The following is a 16,959-nucleotide window of genomic DNA, read 5'->3' as shown; positions in this document are numbered from 1 at the left end:
GGTCAAAGCTATCTGACGTTCGGCATATGGATTACTTTGATTGTTACATAACATTTCGCCATGTTCTGCAAATTCATACTCAGATACTGAAACAAACTTTGAGGTTAATTTACTCTATGGCTTGGGTCGCAAAGTCCCGCGCTCAACAACGTGACAGTCAAATAATTGTGCAACTGGCGTTCGACTGCTGTCGTTAAGCGAAGCCGCTATCAGTTCGACAGAGGATGTGATGATCTGGCGGATCGGGTTGTGGATGGTTGTCAGATTGATGTTATCCCAACCAGCCATTTCCATATCATTCAGCCCAATGATGCCAATGTCACCCGGTACACTTAAACCGGCGGTCTGAACAGCCGACAAAGCCCCAATCGACAATACGTCATCACCGCAGAAATATGCCTCGGCAGGGGGGCTTAGCAACAAACGAGACATCTCTAGATGACCCGCTGCAAAGGAATAATTGCTTGCAAAGCTTTTGGTCAACCGGACGGATGGCACAGCAGCAATGGCGTCTTCAAATCCCTTCAGACGATCCTGCGTCGATGTCGCCGTCTCTGGCCCACCAAGAAACGCAACACGCCGATAGCCATGCGCGATCAACGTCTGCGCCGCCAACCGCCCGGCCGCAATATTATCTATGCCCAGAACATCCACCTTTGGATTGTCGGACTGGCGACCAAACGAATGAACCACCGGCACCCCTGCATCACCAAAGGCTTCTGCAAAGCTGGCTGGCAATGTCGAAGAGGCCACAATCACACCATCAACAGAATAAGCCCGCAGCATCCGCAATGAATTCTCGGGGTCGACTTCATCCGTCAGGTTAACCAGCAAAGGTCGTAACCCACGATCTTGCAGGCCCTTGGTAAAAAGGTCGAATACCTCAAGAAATATCGGATTATGAAAGTTGTTTGATACCAGGCCGATCAGCTTTGTTCGACCTGTAGTCAATGATGACGCCAATGCATTCGGGCTGTAACCAAGTTCCTCCGCTGCCGCCTGTACTTTGGCACGTGTTTTAGCGGACACTGATGCGCCTTCGGTATAGGTGCGTGACACGGCAGACCGGGATACGCCTGCGCGCTTTGCCACATCCTTCAATGTCACGGCCAAACTATGCCCTCCTGAAACAGTTCAGGGATCTTTATCCATTGCAGCCACGGCTGACCAGTCCGTTGTCCAGAATTTCCAAGCGGCAAAGCCGCCCATACCTATAAAAATAATTGCCCAGAACGGCTCTCCTTTCCACAGTTCAAACAGGCCCCATCCAATAGCGATAGCGACTACAGATACACGTCGCCAAACCGGTAAAAAGAATGGAACACCTAATTCAAACATCCTAGGCTGCCCCTTCGTATTCTGCCCCGGTTTTTGCCCCTGTGATATAGGCAACCACATCTTGCCCATCTGTGTCATCCTTGTTCAGGTTGGCAACGATCCTGCCCCGCCGAAATACAACAATCCGGTCCACCAGATCAAATACCTGCCGCATGTTATGCGACACCAAAATCAGACTTTCGCCTTGCTCTTTCAGTGTTCGTACAATGTTTTCCACCTGTGCCGTTTCCTGCACACCCAACGCAGCAGTCGGTTCATCCATGATGGTCAGTTTTGACGCAAAGGTTGCAGTGCGCGCGATGGCCACACATTGTCGTTGTCCGCCTGACATATTTGCAATGGTATTGCGGATATTAGGGATTTTAACAGCTGTTTTTTCCAGACCCGCCAATGTTGCTTCGCGCATGGTTTTGTAATCTAGAATGCGAAACGGCCCAAGCCAGTTGAACATGGTTTTTTCGCGTCCCAGGAACAGATTATCAGGCACATTCAGATCGTCAGCAAGGGCAAGGGTTTGAAACACCGTTTCAATTCCCGCCTCGCGTGCGTCCAATGGACCTGAAAAGTTGACCTCTGTCCCATCAAAGACAATCGTGCCGCGTGTGCGTTGTTCTACGCCAGTGATCTGACGCACAAAGGTAGATTTGCCAGCCCCATTATCGCCCATGATGGCCACGTGTTCACCTTTTTCAAGGATGAAGTCCGCGTCCTCAAGTGCATGTACGCCGCCATAATGTTTGGTCAGGCCCTTGGTTTCCAGAATTGTCTCTGACATCTTGTGCCCTTCCTTACGACCGCGTGGCTGCGCGTTGTTGTTGCCATTGATCCAGTGCGACGGCACCCACGATGATGCTGCCCAGCACCATTTCCTGATAGTACGCGCCAAGACGCAAGAAGGTGAAACCAGACGTAATCACACCGATGATAAGCGCCCCGATCACCGTTCCAATGATTGATCCGCGCCCGCCAAACAGCGACACACCGCCAATCACTGCCATAGCAATTGCATCCAGCTCGTAAGACAGCCCCATGCCAGATTGCGCTGTCAGGTTCTTTGAGGTCAGGATCACAGCTGATAGCCCGGCCAACATGCCTGCAATTGCATAGACAAGCACCAGATGACGGGGCACATTAATGCCTGACATCCTGGCTGCAGCTTCGTTTGATCCAATGGCATAGGTATGTTTGCCATAGATCGTATAGTTCATGATTAGGTGAAACAGCACAGCCAACGACAAGAATATAATCACCGGCATCATACCGGCACCGATCTTGCTATAAGCTTCTGTCGGGAAAGATACCGGGTTTCCTTTTGACCACCACTGGGCCACGCCGCGGGCAAACAACATCATGCCCAGTGTCGCAATGAATGGCGGAATACGGGAATAGGCAACCAACACACCGTTCACGATCCCAGCAATAATACCGCAACCCAGTCCAACCATCACCGGAACAACTACCGGCAGATCAAGAAACGCAGGACCGAAAATCGCTTTAGGGTTTGGGCCGCCGTTCACTTCTGACACCTGCGCAAAACTCATTGCGATCATCGCAGTGGCTCCAAGAACAGAACCCGATGACAGATCAATCCCAGCGGTGATAATCACCTGCGTCACCCCAAGGGCAATGATGCCGACAATTGCCACCTGAATGATAATGATGCGCAGGCGCTGTTCATTAAAAATGCTGTCAAATCTGTTATTGCTGTCAAACAACAGGCTTTGGCCCACATAGATCGCGCCAAGGATTTCGAAAATCACAATAATCAGGATAAGTGCGCCAAAGACATTCAGCTCGTTTGGCCACTGCCTTTTGGATTTATCGAAAGTCAGCCCACCGGTACCATGGCTTTTGTCTGACATGTGTCAGCTCCCCTTGGATTTTATTAATTTGGTGATGCGGGGCAGTACATTGCCGCCCCGCATGTGTGATCCGCAGGTTTTTACTGCAGGAAATCACCGATATTTTCAGGTGTCACCAGTTTGAAGGGGATGAAAACAGCCTTATCAACTTCTTCACCTGCAATCAGCTTTAGCGCAGTATCGATGGAACCCGCGCCCTGTCCGGCAAGATCCTGAAACACGGTTACATCCATTTCACCCGCTTGCATCGCAACAAGCGCATCAGATGTGGCATCAACACCGCCAACGACAACATCATCCATGGAAATGCCTGCCGCTTTCATAGCCTGAATCGCGCCGATGGCCATTTCATCGTTGTTGCCGAAAACTGCATCGAACGGTTCGCCCGATGAAATCCAATTCGTCATCAAATCCTGTGCTTCGTCACGTGACCAATTGGCTGTCTGTTTGTCGATCAGCGTGATGAAATTACACATATCCATGTCAATAACATCTTCAAAGTCTTTTGATCGCTGAACAGCGGCCTGGTTCGACAATTGCCCCATCAGCATATAGGCTTTAGCGCCAGCTGATTTCCCTTGCGCACGCAAATCCTGGCACATGCGAAACGCCGCGAGTGTGCCGCTTTCAACTTCGTTAGATGCAACGAATGCCTGACCGTCTGGCAGTGTATCCATGTTGATTGGCTGGCGATTTACGTAAACCAACGGAACGCCTGCGGATGCCGCTGCATTTGACATGGCCTCAGTTGCATTCGTGTCCACAGCATTCACGATAATCGCATCCACGCCAGACGCTATGAAGTTATTAATCTGGTCTAATTGTTTGGCTACGTCATCTGTCGCATCTTCGATCTGCAGGCTAACACCATCAAGCGTATCTTCATGTGCGGTCATGCCGTTTCGCATTACAGTCAGGCCGTTGTCATCAAAACGGGCGACCGATACGCCAATCTGTTGTGCAACAGCCGATGTGCCAATAAGTGCGGCAAATCCTGCGGTAAGTAATAGATTTTTCATGGTTTCCTCCCAGAAATCGTGCCCGGCACACGTTGGTTTCGCCGGGACCCCTTTTGGGGTGATTGATTCACCACACCGATCAGGCCAATTCCTAGGTCAATTGTGATGTGATGAATTGCTGTGATCCAGCCAATGCATAGTCCGCAGCGCTTGATCGTTGGATTAGTGACTTCCATCGCTTTCCACTGAAAGGTACATGGCATCGTCATATCACTAGACCAACAGACAACATTTCTCGCAGTAATCCCCCTTGTTGCTGAGACTCACATTAGCGATAAAAATGTTTTTTGCAACCGGTTGCATTTTTCAATTATAATCCTTTTTACCCCTTCAGATGCAGCAGCGTTGGGTCTATTGCAGTCGCTATTTGATGAACTAAGGCTTTTGGAGTTTTTGATGGTTACGCTTGTTGCAAACAGCTGTAAAACCAATCAATTTCTTACAATACTGCAATTGCCCATCTGATGCAGTTGGGCTTGTTCTGCGACAGCCGCTATGGGGGCATTGCGGACAAGCGGCATAAACGGGCCGTCTTTTTTGACACGGATCGCCACGCTTACGCGGGCGTCTTCTGCCGGCCCTGCGCCTAATTTACAGGGCGTTAAGGTAACCCCAAGCGAACCATTGGTATCATTACTTTCTGCTTTCCATTGCTTGGCGACAGCTTGTATCGCGCGCAACGCGTCCAGATCATTGGGTGCAACACGAAAGACTGTCTGGTCAGCATCAATACGATCCAAAACAAAAGTTTCTTTGCGGGCTTCATAGGTGTCATTTCGGGTCACAATAAATACAAGCCGCGCCGATTTTGGTTCAATATCAAATCCCTTGGGCATCGTAATCGCCAAGGCAAACCCTGCTGGATCAGCTTCAAACGGGGATATGGTGCTTAGCCGCAACGCCGTGGTTGGAACGATACTTGTACAAGCGGATAGAATGAAGGCGGACAGAATAGCGAAACGCATACGAATCTCCTTTGACATGTAATATTTATTGTTTTACGATAAAAAATAAATATTCAAAGGTGAAAAATGATAAACCTAAACAATGTTCAAAAATGGGCCCGAAATCTTGAATGGTTAACCATGATCAGTCTGATTGTCATTCCCGTCGCAATTGCCGCAACTTTGTTCACAACACCAATCACGCCCGATATGCTGGATCAGCGGTTAGAGACATTTGCCGTTTCGCCTAATATTTCACAGCCAGAAATGTATATCGCCGTTACTCTTAATCTGATCCCGGTGATCATCCTGCTTTTTACCTTGAACACGATGCGGCAGCTGTTTGGCCTCTATCGTCAAGGTCAGATATTAACGGATACTTGTGCACGCCTAATCCAGCGTATCGGTCAAGGATTTTTGGCTTTGGCATTGGCGCCATTTCTATTAAACCCAATGCTGTCTTACATATTAAGCCGTGCCAACCCTTCTGGCGAACGGTCAATCTCAGTCAGCCTGAACAGTGATATGTTCTTTTTTGCCATCGCAGGTGGTCTGATCATCATAATCGGCTGGGCTCTGCGTGAGGCATCTGATCTAGCCGCCGAAAATCGGGCCTTTGTATGAATGAGCTTGAGATTATCGTTCGACTGGATGTCATGCTGGCTATGCGCAAAATGAAATCGCGTGATCTGGCGCAGGCCGTTGGGATTTCAGAACAAAACATCAGCCTTCTAAAGTCAGGGAAAGTCAAAGGCATCCGATTCGAAACACTGGCCAAAATATGTGCGGTTTTGGATTGCCAACCAGGCGATCTGCTTGAGGCCGTTACTGATACAACTTAAGCTAATTATTAGCGATCCAATCTGCAGATGATTGATCCAATACATCGTCGTACCAAAGAAGCCATCTTCGCCTAATTGGCTGTGTGTTTATCCCCCTTAGGGGGCACACAAAGTTAAGACGTATTCGAGTCACATTTTTCTAAAATTCTCAAAAAATATTTCCCGTCAAGCAAGCCGTAAAAGATGCCGGTTAATGGCTTTTTATATCTTCATGCGCAGTCTGATCCCCAAAAGGCATTACGCGCAAATATGACAAGTAGGCTGGGGTTTAGAAAATGAATGATAAGATCGATATAAGCAGACGATTTATCAATCGCAGATTGATTATGGGCGCGATTGCACTTTTGCTTCCACTTTTGATCGCCCCGTTGATCTTTGTCAAAATTCAGGATTTTCATTCTGTAAATGCAAAATATGCAGTCGCATTCAACGACTTGGGTATGTCACTTACAAGATTGAATATCTCAATCGAAAACTTGCGATCCGATCCAACTTCTGCTGAGTTTTATGAAAATGCCAAAACTTCTCTGACCGATGCATTGTGTTTGTTCAGCGCCTTGCGTGTCGCTGATGCTGACGGCGATGAAATCGTTGACGGTGATGATGGTGAGGCAAGCGATGACCTAGCAACGATCTTTGAAAAATATGACATAGACGCCGTTTCGGTCAGTCAAGAAATGGGTCTGCTTGGAACAGAAATGCCCGAAACGCTGGAAAACATCTGGGAAGAAGAAGACGGATGGATAGCAAGCGACATAGAAAATGCACCACTTGAAGTTCTGGTCGCCGAAATGCTTATTGTATCAGATGATCTGATTTCAAACGCAGCATCCACGTCAGATCAAAGTGCATTACTTGTTGATGAACTTAAGACTGTCTCCAACACCTTGTTGTTCAATCATTTCCAGCACGTATCCGAATTGCTCAATGAAGAAACCAACCATATCGCCACGGCGCCCTTGATTACTGCAATTTTTGCAATGATCGTTGCGATTTTCAGCGTTTTCACGACGTATATCGTAGTTTTTCGCAAATTGCGCGAACACATCATTTCAACTCAGGTAGCATTGAACTATGAGGCTGAAAATGCGCGTTCAGCAGAACGTGCCAAATCGCAGTTTCTTGCCAACATGAGCCATGAGATTCGCACGCCGATGAACGGCGTACTTGGCATGACCGAACTGCTTCACGGAACACAGCTTGATCGTCAGCAACGCACATTTGTTGAAACGATACAGAATTCAGGCCGCACTTTATTGGGCATTATCAATGACATTCTTGATCTTTCCAAGATTGATGCAGGATTTATGGAAGTTGCTGCCGAACCCTTTCGTTTGCGTGCAATTGCAGACGAACCTGGAAAGCTGTTGTCGGTCATCGCACGCAGCAAAGGCATAGAACTTTTGACAAGAGTTGATCCAAGTCTGCCAAAGAAGATCAAAGGTGATCTGCCGCGTATCCATCAAGTGGTTACGAACATGACCAGTAACGCGTTGAAATTCACGAACGCGGGCCAGGTCATGATTGATGTCAGCCGTGTGCCCTCGACAGATGATACATTAACGCTTCGTATCGAAGTCAGTGATACTGGATGTGGCATTCCAGAAGATCGTATCAATTCGATTTTCGAAAAATTCACTCAGGTCGATGATTCCTATACAAGACAACAAGAAGGCACTGGACTTGGCTTGGCTATCAGCAGCGGCCTGGTCAACCTTTTGGGTGGGCAAATTGGTGTATCATCGACCCCTGGTCATGGTTCGAAATTCTGGTTTACCGTTCCCGTTGAAATCACAGACCAGACTGACGATGCGACGTCACGACTTACCCCTGTTGATATCGCAGATAAGCGTATTCTTATCGTCGATGACAATCAAACCAACCGCATGATCCTGTCAGAACTATTGGATGCGTGGAACATGAATGCCGATATCGCAACAAACGGTGAAGAAGCACTGCGCCAGTTATTATCCGCTGCGAAACGCAACCATCCTTATGATCTTGTTATTCTGGATCAGCATATGCCGATTATGTCAGGCTGCGATGCGCTAAACATCATTAAATCTGATCCCGCCCTGATCCAGACTGCCGTGATTTTGTTATCTTCTGTTGATGCTGGCGCCGAGGTTCCGAAAAACAAAGTCAACAGGCCTGATGCTATGCTGACCAAACCTGCTGGAACATCGGAATTGTTCGATACAATCGTAACAGTTCTAAGCAAAAAGCAAATTGAGAAATGCACAGCCATCACGTCAGAAAGTAACACACCGAAGCTTGAAATTGTGTCTGAGAAAGAGCGCGATACAGCCATCGACGCGGCTGAATCAAATGGCTGGCATGAAAAGAAAATTATGGTTGTAGAAGACAATGAAACCAATCTGTTTCTTGTAAAAACGATCCTGTCGAAACTGGATATCCACCCCATAGTCGCAAGAAATGGGGCCGAAGCTGTCGATCTTTTCGATACATACAAACCTGATTTGATCTTTATGGATATAAGTATGCCAGTGATGAACGGTTTTGATGCGACCCGTCAGATCAGAAAACACGAAACCGCAAAAGGCTTGGATCCAAGTCATATCGTTGGCCTGACAGCCCATTCTCGCGCTGGTGACAAGCAAGCCTGTCTTGAGGTCGGGATGAACGACCATCTCGCAAAGCCGATCTCAGTATCTGCGTTTAAAAACATAATTTTTGATAATGCTGCACAGCAAGAAACAAATCCGCCTTCAAGTTATGCGGTCTGATGCCTGTTACTTATCGTATGGCCAAATCACAGACGGCTCAGGCGATGCTTTTTAAGCAAGTCAATTATGATTTGCTTGGCTTGCTGTCGGTGGGCCCGATGTCTTAGCCGTGCCGTGTCTTGCTGACCTGTTCGGATTGCCTCAAGCACGCTGCGGTGATCTTCGTTGGATTGTGTTGGCAAGGGGCGCATGAACAACGTCGTCGCACGTGCGCGACGCACCTGATCGGCCATCATTCCAACAATAGATGCAACACGGGAATTACCACCAAGCCGCACAAGTTCCGCATGAAACCGATCATCCGCATCTGCCCACGCCTGAAGATCATCGCGCGACAAAGCATCATCCATATCTTCGATCGCGGTTGCCAACACCATCAAATCGGCATCATCATAAGCCATACCCGCCGCCTGTTCTGCCGCCAAACTTTCAAGCTCTGTCAGAACATCATAAATTTCGCTCATGTCTTCTGGCGAAACCGGTAAAATGCGAACTCCTTTCCGAGGTCGCAATTCAAGCAAACCCTGGCTTTCCAGCGTTAACGCGGCTTCCCGAACCGGTGTTCGTGACATACCCAGACGATCTGCCAATTCTGATTCTAGATGATCAGATCCTGCGGACAAGTCGCCTGAAAAAATCATCTGCCTCAGTTGGCCAATCGCGCGTTGACTGTTCGATTTCGGTTTTGCGCCCTGATCTTTCAAAGATCCTCCAACGTGATTTTTTTGCCTTGTTCTGCAGATTTATATATCGCGTCTTCAATCTGAATCACAGTCAGATAGTCATCAGCCAGATTTTCAAAGCCCGTTCCATCCAACAGACCTGCAATCACATGACTTTGCAGCGCATGCACGCAGTCGCCACCAAAACCATTCCAGTGATCTGCAGACAGCAATACATCTTCAGCTTCACACGCAAAGCCCCGCAACTTAACCGCACCATCACCCGTCAATCGAATGATCCCTGATGTGCCTTCGATCAAGGCTTCACCCATCGTGCGGCGCAAGTTATCAGCGGCATGGTCCAAATGACGGTTTCCATCGAACAGGGCGCGAACACCTGTTGCGTGATCAAAAATCAGATACCCCGCATCTTCACCAGAAATCACAGGGTTCATTTTGCGCAAATCCGCGTAGACAGCTATTGGATTTCCCAGCAAAAAGCGGAACGTATCCACCCAGTGGACTGCTGTTTCATGCACCAAAAACCGATCCATTTTCTGGAAATAGGGTTGACGGGCCATATAGGCCTGCGGCCCCTGACCATCGCCTGGACGAAACCGAAATGTCACCTGTTGAAGTATGCCAATTTTATCATCGCCCAACGCTTGTTTGATCGCGCGATACCATGGTTGGAACCGAAAATTTTCGTGTATAATAATGTGCGCGCCTGCCGTATCCGCTTTGACCACCATCTGGCGCGCCTCTGCCAGATTATTGCAGAACGGTTTTTGGCAGATCATCGTTTTTATGCCCGCATCAAGTGCCGTTTGTATAGCCATCCCATGCGCCAAGGGCGGCAGGATGATATCAAGCAGATCGGGTTGCGTTTCATGCAGCATTTTCGCCAGATCGCCATAAGCAGGCAGCCCCGTCGCACGCGCTTTTTTGATATCGCGATTACAAGATCCAACCAGTTCAACCCGATCCATTCGAGCCCAGCTATCATAGTGAAACTGGCTAAAATATCCCGCTCCAACACAAGCAACGCGAACCTTGGTCATGTGACAAAAAGCATGTCAAACACCGCGTCCGCAGCAGTAGTCGTACTGGCCGAACCACCCAGATCACGCGTCAGAACTTGTCCATCTGCCACGATACCTTCGACCGCTTCGCGCAATCGCGTTCCATCCGCGACCAGTGCGGCATTACTATGTCTGATCCCCAACCAATCCAACATCATGGCCGCCGACAAGATCATCGCAAAAGGGTTGGCTATCCCTTGACCGACGATATCTGGTGCTGATCCGTGGCAGGGTTGAAACACCGCATGATCCAGCCCGATATCCGCTGACGGAGCCAGCCCAAGCCCCCCCATCAAGCCTGCCCCAAGATCAGAAAGAATGTCACCGAACATATTTTCGGTCACCATTACATCGAAATCCCACGGCCTTTGAACCATCCAAAGCGCTGTTGCATCCACATAGGCGTGATCTGCTTTGATATCGGGGTTTTCAGCGGCCTCGGCATCGAAAATATCACGAAAAAATGCAAAGGCGCGGAAAACATTGGCTTTATCAACACATGTAACCTTACCAGGACCACGACCAGTACGTTTACGGCCGCGGGCAAGGTGAAAGGCGAACTGGAACAGCTTTTCCGATATGTCGCGTGTGATCAGCAACGTCTCGCGCGCCTCATTTTCAGTTACATCCCCACGACCCTGACTAAAAAACAGCCCTTCGGTACTTTCGCGGATCAGAACAAAGTCAATTTCCTTACCTTCGGGCATAGAAAGCGGTGTCGGCTGACCCGCTTTGACCGTCACCGGACGCACACCAGCAAATAAAACAAGGGCTTTGCGCAGATCAATCTGCGGCGAAATCTCGGTCCCATCAGGATAGCGAACATCAGGCAGACCCATCGCTGACAGCAAAATTGCATCGGCGCTGCGTGCCGTTTCCATGGACGCATCAGGAAAAGCCTGGCCGGTTGCCGCGTAATGCGCTGCCCCCGCAGGCGCATCGACAAATTGCAGATCATATCTGTCCGAAGCATCAGACATCTGGCGCAGAATTTTAACCGTAGGCCCCATAATTTCAGGGCCAATACCGTCGCCCTCAAATACTGCGATTTCAAATGTCTGTGCCATCGCCACCGTCTTCCTTTGCATCTTTATCGTTATATTCGTCAGGAATTCCATCTGAAAGTTGACAATGCATTCATTAATGCATACGCAAATAAATGCAACAATAAACAATACGTCAGGGAGGACCGAAGAAATGAAGTTTGAATTCGGTAAGATTACAGCCATAGTCGCATTGGTGGCCACGTTTGGCACCGGCGCCACGGCACAGGATTATCCGTATCGTGATATTACAACTGCTGTCGTTTGGGGTGCCGGCGGGGGAACCGACACCGTCAACCGTATGATCATGGCCGAAATGGAAAAGCATCTGCCCGTTTCGATCAATGTAACCAACCAAACCGGCGGTGTGGCCGGTTCGAACGGCATGGTCTATGTGATGAACCAGCCAGATGACGGTTATACGCTGGTTGGTCTGTCGGAATCCAATGTAACAGCAGCTGTTCAAGGCGGCTGGGATCAGAAATTCGACTATTGGTATCCCTTTATCGTCGGCGGATCACCTGATCTGATTTCGGTTCCAGCAGACAGCCCATATCAGACCCTGCAAGATCTGGTGGACGCGGCCAAAGCGGCCCCCGGTACAATTCCGGCAGCCGCCGGTGGTGCCGGATCGATCCATCATTTGAACCTTTTGGCGATACAAAGCGGTGCGGATGCGACATTCAAATTTGTGCCCTACAAAGGATCAGCCCCCGGTCAAGAGGCCGCAATCGCAGGCGAAGTGGCATTGGTCGTGACATCACTGGCCGAACAAGCCGCCCTGATCGAAGGCGGACAGCTGCGGCCATTGGCGATGCTAACACCGGAAACGGCTGAAATTGCCGGAATGACCGTCCCATCCGCGTTTGATATCTATGATGGGCTTGACGCGCATCTACCGTTGAAACAGGCCATAGGCTTTGCCGTTCACAACTCGGCCTCTGACAATGTCAAGGCTATCCTGACCGAAGCTTTCGACAAAGCAATGGCAGGCGACACAGTCAAAGAATGGGCAATGGCCAACAACTATGACATCGGCGGCCAATCAGGGGCAGACGCGCAAGCACTGTTTTCAAAGCTTGAGGCGACATTCGCTTACACGCTCAAGAATCTGGGCTCGACCACCGTTGATCCAATGTCGCTTGGCATCATGAAGCCCTGACTAAACCATTCATAAACAATAACTTGAAGACGCAAGTATGTGCGTCTTTTATCAAACAAGGGCACGGGATTTGGAAACCAACGACGATATCGCGACCCTAAGAACCCGCGATTTTTGGTCTGCGCTTATCATAATGGCGCTGTCGGTTTTCTTTTTGTGGAAAACATTCGCGATCCCGCTTTTTGGCGGTGATCGTGCGGGTGTCAGCGGCGCAGAATGGTATAATTCTGCCGCGATCGTTCCGCTTGGTATCTTTGGCGGATTGCTTATTTTATCAGTTATTCTGCTAATCACGGCCATTCGCCAGGGTGGCGCAACAGCCGCGCTGACCGCCACGGGCATCGGCTGGAACAGGGCCGAGGCGATCCGCTTTACCACCATTGGATTGATCCTGTTTTTCTATCTCACAGGTCTTGTCCCCCGCGTTGACTTCATCATTGCAAGTGGGCTGCTGATCACTGCGCTAACCTACGGATACCACAGCGGTCAGCAAAAACGCATGATCATCACTGCAGCTGCGGTTGTGGTCCCGGGCGCGTTTTCGTTGGTTTTCTATCTGCCACAAGCCAAATGGAACGGCCATGTTGATGACTATGTGACACTTGTCTTTTGGATCACCCTAATGCTTTGGGTGCTATGGCACTCTAGAACCGATAAGATCCTGCGCCTCGTACCAATTATTGCAATTACGGCACCGATCTTGCTGATCTGTGTCATGGCTTTTGGCTTTCGCCAAAATATCCCGGCACGCGGCGGACTGATTTTCAAGCAGATCGAATATCATTATTACGTTACCCTGCGCCCGATCTGGAGAGGATGATATGGATTTTATCCTGATCCAGCTTACAGGCTTTGGTGGTGAATTCATGGATCTGGTGACAGATCCACTGACCTATTTCTATCTGATCCTGTCAGTCTTTCTTGGCATCACATTCGGCGCATTGCCCGGTCTGACCGCAACACTGGCCGTCACAATACTGACCGGGTTTTTCGGTAATAAAATCCCACTGGATTATTCCATGATCGCCCTGCTTGGTGCCTATGTCGGTGCGATTTACGGCGGGTCTTATCCGTCGATCCTGCTGAACATTCCCGGAACTGCGGCAAGTGCGGCCAGTGCAATGGATGGCTATCCATTGGCGAAAGCTGGACGCGGGGGCGAAGCGCTTGGTTTAACTACAACAGCCAGCTTTATCGGTACGCTGATCGGAACAATCGCCTTGTTGATCTTCGTCTGGGTTCTGCTGTTGATGTCGAAAAATATTGCCAGTCCGGAAAAGGCACTGCTGGCGTTGTTCGGCATTCTGCTGTCCGGCACATTGATGTCCGAAGACCTTGTGATCAAAGGTTGGATCGCCGGATTGATTGGCCTTGCCATGGCGATGGTGGGCCTTGATCCGATCTTGTCCGAACAACGTTATACCTTTGGCTGGTCCTATCTTTTATCAGGGTTTCAGGTTGTACCTGTCTTAATGGGCGCTTTTGCCATTCCGCAAATCATTGACGGAATGAGATACGCCAAAATCGGTCAAGTGATTGAATTACAAGGGCGTATTATGCCCAACCTTGCGGCCATAAAGCGGTATATGCCAACTATTGGGCGGTCAGGCGTGATCGGTACCGGCGTCGGCGCATTGCCCGGTGTGGGCGAAGATGTCGCCGGTTGGGTCAGCTATGGGGTTGGCAAAACTGTCAGCGCCGAAGGCGATCAGTTCGGCAAAGGGTCACTGGAAGGATTGCTGTCATCAGAAACTGCCAACAACGCCTGTATCGGTGGCGCGTTAATCCCGCTTTTGGTGTTGGGCATCCCTGGATCACCGCCTGCAGCAGCCCTGATGGGGGCGTTCAAGATCAATAATGTCATCCCAGGACCAACCATTGATCCACAAATTATTTTACGGGTTGTCGCGATCATGGTACTTGCGTCGTTCACCATGTTTTTGATGGGCCTTTTTACCGCCCGCATCTTTATCAAAATCCTGCGCATCCCGAAAACCATCTTTCTTCCGATTGTCATGGTGCTGACCACAATCGGATCATTCAGCGTGGGTGGCGGCATCAACGATCTTTACCTTATGTTGGGTGTCGGCTTTGTCGCGTATTTCATGAATATGTTGAAATATCCCATCGCCCCACTGGTCATCGGCGTGATCCTTGGCGGCATGTTTGATGAAACCTTCAGACGGACACTGCTGATATCAGACGGCGATTTCATGGCCTTTGCGTCACGCCCCGGCGCCTTGATCCTTTTGGTGTTGAACATCGCCCTGATCCTAAGCCAAATTCCGATCACGAAACGTCTGTTTGCCCATCTGAAAAGAAAGGTCGCCTGATGTATGCAGTCACTGTAACCTTGACATTAAAGGAAAATCAGCACGAGGCCTTTATGTACCTGATGCTTGAAAATGCACACGCGTCGCTGGCAAATGAGCCGGGCTGCCAGCGATTTGATGTTTGTGCTGACCCAAATCAACCCAAGACCGTCTTTCTTTATGAACTATACGACGATCAGACGGCGTTTCAGGCCCATTTGGCCAGCAAGCATTTTCAAGCCTTTGACACGTTCACCGCCGATATGGTCGTGGATAAGCAAGTTCATTGCTTTTCACAGGTCTTTCAATGAGCGTTTGGGAAGTCCACGCGATCAAATATGCAGATCGCAGCGCGCGCACCCGTACGGACAGTTTTATCTTTGATGACAATCACGATCAGCCCCACGCGATGGATTATTTTATTTGGCTGTTACGCCGCGATGATGAAGTTATTTTGATCGACACCGGATACGACGCGGCCGAGGCCGCAAATCGTGACCGCCCAATCCGTCATGACCCCGTTCGCGCACTGGCCCCGCTTGGGATCACGCCCGGGGATATTACACAGCTGATTGTGACCCATCTGCATTATGATCATGCGGGTGGATTACATCTGTTTCCGAACGCGACACTGCATCTGCAAGCGGCTGAAATGGCCTATGCGACCGGTCCGTGTATGTGCCACGACACCCTGCGAATGCCGTTCACTGCGGATCATATATGCGAAGCGATCAAGCGGCTTTATTCCGGTCGGGTGATTTTTTATGACGGCGATGGGCAGGTGGCCGATGGTGTGACTGTGCACTGCATCGGTGGGCACAGTCGCGGATTGCAAGCCGTACGGGTCAGAACGCAAGCCGGTTGGATGGTCTTGGCATCAGACGCGTCGCATTATTACGAAAATCTATGGCTTCGAAAGCCATTTCCCATTGTGGTCGATCTGCAGGATATGCTGGATGGCTTTGTTACGTTGGAAAACTTGGCCAGCCATCGCGATTTGATTGTGCCAGGCCATGACCCGCTGGTGCGACAGGTTTTTCCGCAAGGCGTCGCCGATCACATCAGCCGCCTTGATAAGGGTCCGACCCGAAAAATCGAGATATCATCCTAATCCAGCAAAGCACGGATATCGCGGAAAACAATCTTTTTACGGCTGGCTTCGATGACACCCTTGCGGCTAAGACGCGCGATGACACGGCTGACCGCCTCGCGATTGGCGCCGATAAACGCAGCCATCGCTTCATGGGTCGCGGCAGGTTGCAGAACACCGCCCGGGAAAAGCTGTTCTTTGGATTGCGCCAACCGCGATAAATACAGACACACCCGCTTTTCAACGTCATGAACCACCAGACCATAGATCCGTTCGGTCAATGCACGATTGCGCTGCGCCAGATTGATCGCAAGATTTTGCAGAATGACCGGATGGGCAACCATCCATTTTTGAAAAACCGCATGGCTTATGCGGCCCAGCTTGCAGTCTGTTTCTGCTGAAATTGTGATCGAACGCGGTCGTCCATCCAGCGCTGAAATCTCGCCGAAATAGCTGCCTTTGGTAATTTCGGTATAAGACACCTCTTTCCCGTTTTCAGACAGCAAAAGACCCACAAGTTTGCCCGACAACACCAGATATATATCGCGAGACAGTTCGCCTTCCTCAATGATAATCTGCCCAGGCTTATAGGATGTCACAACGACATCGTCCGACAGTCCGTCACACAGTTCCTGATCCAGCCCGGCAAAAAGCGAAAAGTCTGGAATGTGGTATGTGTCTGGTTCAGATGGTTCACAGATCAGCAAGGTCATCAATCATATCCATTTTAATCAGCCAGTTTTTAACCAAAACGACATGTACGGATACCAAAGGCTATTAGCTTGTATAAACGTGTTCGGGAAAATCACCAAACACGTGATTTTCCCGAACTTGCGGTGCTTGGGGAAACACCGCA

General features: G+C 49.6%; 18 protein-coding genes. 8 read left to right on the top strand and 10 right to left on the bottom strand.

Annotated features, from left to right (window positions below):
- Positions 1 to 114 precede the first annotated feature (114 nt).
- The 6 genes from HRQ87_RS02490 to HRQ87_RS02465 form a co-directional block, all read right to left on the bottom strand.
- A complete protein-coding gene (locus tag HRQ87_RS02490; RefSeq protein WP_174134855.1) occupies positions 115 to 1,113 on the bottom strand; it encodes a LacI family DNA-binding transcriptional regulator in 999 nt (332 codons plus the stop codon).
- Between the two features lie 21 nt (positions 1,114 to 1,134).
- Entirely contained in the window at positions 1,135 to 1,338 is a 204-nt protein-coding gene (locus HRQ87_RS02485) for a hypothetical protein (RefSeq protein ID WP_174134853.1), read from the bottom strand.
- A 1-nt stretch (position 1,339) separates the two neighbouring features.
- Positions 1,340 to 2,113: an ATP-binding cassette domain-containing protein gene (locus HRQ87_RS02480; protein ID WP_174134851.1), complete on the bottom strand. Its 774-nt coding sequence runs from the start codon at positions 2,111 to 2,113 to the stop codon at positions 1,340 to 1,342.
- Between the two features lie 13 nt (positions 2,114 to 2,126).
- On the bottom strand, positions 2,127 to 3,200 hold the full coding sequence (locus HRQ87_RS02475; RefSeq protein ID WP_174134849.1) for an ABC transporter permease: 1,074 nt from the start codon (positions 3,198 to 3,200) through the stop codon (positions 2,127 to 2,129).
- Positions 3,201 to 3,280: 80 nt separating this feature from the next.
- A complete protein-coding gene (locus tag HRQ87_RS02470; RefSeq protein ID WP_174134847.1) occupies positions 3,281 to 4,219 on the bottom strand; it encodes a sugar ABC transporter substrate-binding protein in 939 nt (312 codons plus the stop codon).
- A gap of 431 nt (positions 4,220 to 4,650) precedes the next feature.
- Positions 4,651 to 5,184 carry a hypothetical protein gene (locus tag HRQ87_RS02465; RefSeq protein ID WP_174134845.1) on the bottom strand — a complete coding sequence of 178 codons (534 nt, stop codon included), beginning with the start codon at positions 5,182 to 5,184 and terminating at the stop codon, positions 4,651 to 4,653.
- 66 nt (positions 5,185 to 5,250) lie between these two features.
- Between HRQ87_RS02465 and HRQ87_RS02460 the strand changes: the two genes are divergently transcribed.
- From HRQ87_RS02460 to HRQ87_RS02450, 3 genes are all read left to right on the top strand, one after another.
- Positions 5,251 to 5,787, top strand: coding sequence for a DUF2975 domain-containing protein (locus HRQ87_RS02460; protein WP_174134843.1), 537 nt, complete (start codon positions 5,251 to 5,253; stop codon positions 5,785 to 5,787).
- The gene (locus HRQ87_RS02455; protein WP_174134841.1) at positions 5,784 to 6,005 is read left to right on the top strand and encodes a helix-turn-helix domain-containing protein; all 222 of its coding nucleotides are present in this window, start codon (positions 5,784 to 5,786) and stop codon (positions 6,003 to 6,005) included. The genes HRQ87_RS02460 and HRQ87_RS02455 overlap by 4 nt, the downstream gene beginning before the upstream one ends.
- 275 nt (positions 6,006 to 6,280) lie before the next feature.
- Positions 6,281 to 8,752, top strand: coding sequence for a response regulator (locus HRQ87_RS02450; protein ID WP_174134839.1), 2,472 nt, complete (start codon positions 6,281 to 6,283; stop codon positions 8,750 to 8,752).
- A gap of 26 nt (positions 8,753 to 8,778) precedes the next feature.
- On the opposite strand, the gene HRQ87_RS02445 is transcribed toward HRQ87_RS02450, so the two are convergent.
- The 3 genes from HRQ87_RS02445 to HRQ87_RS02435 are packed head-to-tail and all read right to left on the bottom strand — an operon-like array spanning position 8,779 to position 11,563.
- Positions 8,779 to 9,456 carry a GntR family transcriptional regulator gene (locus HRQ87_RS02445; RefSeq protein WP_246251640.1) on the bottom strand — a complete coding sequence of 226 codons (678 nt, stop codon included), beginning with the start codon at positions 9,454 to 9,456 and terminating at the stop codon, positions 8,779 to 8,781.
- The gene (locus tag HRQ87_RS02440) at positions 9,453 to 10,475 is read right to left on the bottom strand and encodes a Gfo/Idh/MocA family protein (RefSeq protein ID WP_174134837.1); all 1,023 of its coding nucleotides are present in this window, start codon (positions 10,473 to 10,475) and stop codon (positions 9,453 to 9,455) included. Before HRQ87_RS02440 ends, HRQ87_RS02445 begins: the two co-directional genes overlap by 4 nt.
- Complete coding sequence (locus HRQ87_RS02435; protein WP_174134835.1) at positions 10,472 to 11,563, bottom strand: isocitrate/isopropylmalate dehydrogenase family protein; 1,092 nt, start codon at positions 11,561 to 11,563, stop codon at positions 10,472 to 10,474. The genes HRQ87_RS02440 and HRQ87_RS02435 overlap by 4 nt, the downstream gene beginning before the upstream one ends.
- Positions 11,564 to 11,693: 130 nt before the next feature.
- Between HRQ87_RS02435 and HRQ87_RS02430 the strand changes: the two genes are divergently transcribed.
- From HRQ87_RS02430 to HRQ87_RS02410, 5 genes are all read left to right on the top strand, one after another.
- A complete protein-coding gene (locus HRQ87_RS02430; RefSeq protein WP_174134833.1) occupies positions 11,694 to 12,701 on the top strand; it encodes a Bug family tripartite tricarboxylate transporter substrate binding protein in 1,008 nt (335 codons plus the stop codon).
- A 70-nt stretch (positions 12,702 to 12,771) separates the two neighbouring features.
- A complete protein-coding gene (locus tag HRQ87_RS02425; protein ID WP_174134831.1) occupies positions 12,772 to 13,521 on the top strand; it encodes a hypothetical protein in 750 nt (249 codons plus the stop codon).
- 1 nt (position 13,522) lies between these two features.
- Positions 13,523 to 15,034, top strand: a complete 1,512-nt coding sequence (locus HRQ87_RS02420) for a tripartite tricarboxylate transporter permease (RefSeq protein ID WP_174134829.1) — start codon at positions 13,523 to 13,525, stop codon at positions 15,032 to 15,034.
- The gene (locus tag HRQ87_RS02415) at positions 15,034 to 15,324 is read left to right on the top strand and encodes a putative quinol monooxygenase (protein ID WP_174134827.1); all 291 of its coding nucleotides are present in this window, start codon (positions 15,034 to 15,036) and stop codon (positions 15,322 to 15,324) included. Before HRQ87_RS02420 ends, HRQ87_RS02415 begins: the two co-directional genes overlap by 1 nt.
- A complete protein-coding gene (locus HRQ87_RS02410) occupies positions 15,321 to 16,124 on the top strand; it encodes an N-acyl homoserine lactonase family protein (protein WP_174134825.1) in 804 nt (267 codons plus the stop codon). Before HRQ87_RS02415 ends, HRQ87_RS02410 begins: the two co-directional genes overlap by 4 nt.
- Here the strand turns inward: HRQ87_RS02410 and HRQ87_RS02405 are convergent.
- The gene (locus HRQ87_RS02405) at positions 16,121 to 16,816 is read right to left on the bottom strand and encodes a Crp/Fnr family transcriptional regulator (protein WP_174134822.1); all 696 of its coding nucleotides are present in this window, start codon (positions 16,814 to 16,816) and stop codon (positions 16,121 to 16,123) included. The genes HRQ87_RS02410 and HRQ87_RS02405 overlap by 4 nt on opposite strands.
- Positions 16,817 to 16,959: the final 143 nt, after the last annotated feature.

The organism is Parasulfitobacter algicola (assembly GCF_013315265.1).
GTDB lineage: Bacteria > Pseudomonadota > Alphaproteobacteria > Rhodobacterales > Rhodobacteraceae > Parasulfitobacter > Parasulfitobacter algicola.
Note: the sequence above shows the minus strand (reverse complement) of the source record. Positions and strands in the feature narration are given on the sequence as shown.

Coding starts and splice junctions, on each gene's coding strand:
- HRQ87_RS02485 (WP_174134853.1), bottom strand. CDS start 1,338: ATGTTTGAATTAGGTGTTCCATTCTTTTTACCGGTTTGGCGACGTGTA.
- HRQ87_RS02480 (WP_174134851.1), bottom strand. CDS start 2,113: ATGTCAGAGACAATTCTGGAAACCAAGGGCCTGACCAAACATTATGGC.
- HRQ87_RS02475 (WP_174134849.1), bottom strand. CDS start 3,200: ATGTCAGACAAAAGCCATGGTACCGGTGGGCTGACTTTCGATAAATCC.
- HRQ87_RS02470 (WP_174134847.1), bottom strand. CDS start 4,219: ATGAAAAATCTATTACTTACCGCAGGATTTGCCGCACTTATTGGCACA.
- HRQ87_RS02465 (WP_174134845.1), bottom strand. CDS start 5,184: ATGCGTTTCGCTATTCTGTCCGCCTTCATTCTATCCGCTTGTACAAGT.
- HRQ87_RS02460 (WP_174134843.1), top strand. CDS start 5,251: ATGATAAACCTAAACAATGTTCAAAAATGGGCCCGAAATCTTGAATGG.
- HRQ87_RS02455 (WP_174134841.1), top strand. CDS start 5,784: ATGAATGAGCTTGAGATTATCGTTCGACTGGATGTCATGCTGGCTATG.
- HRQ87_RS02450 (WP_174134839.1), top strand. CDS start 6,281: ATGAATGATAAGATCGATATAAGCAGACGATTTATCAATCGCAGATTG.
- HRQ87_RS02440 (WP_174134837.1), bottom strand. CDS start 10,475: ATGACCAAGGTTCGCGTTGCTTGTGTTGGAGCGGGATATTTTAGCCAG.
- HRQ87_RS02435 (WP_174134835.1), bottom strand. CDS start 11,563: ATGGCACAGACATTTGAAATCGCAGTATTTGAGGGCGACGGTATTGGC.
- HRQ87_RS02430 (WP_174134833.1), top strand. CDS start 11,694: ATGAAGTTTGAATTCGGTAAGATTACAGCCATAGTCGCATTGGTGGCC.
- HRQ87_RS02420 (WP_174134829.1), top strand. CDS start 13,523: ATGGATTTTATCCTGATCCAGCTTACAGGCTTTGGTGGTGAATTCATG.
- HRQ87_RS02415 (WP_174134827.1), top strand. CDS start 15,034: ATGTATGCAGTCACTGTAACCTTGACATTAAAGGAAAATCAGCACGAG.
- HRQ87_RS02410 (WP_174134825.1), top strand. CDS start 15,321: ATGAGCGTTTGGGAAGTCCACGCGATCAAATATGCAGATCGCAGCGCG.
- HRQ87_RS02405 (WP_174134822.1), bottom strand. CDS start 16,816: ATGACCTTGCTGATCTGTGAACCATCTGAACCAGACACATACCACATT.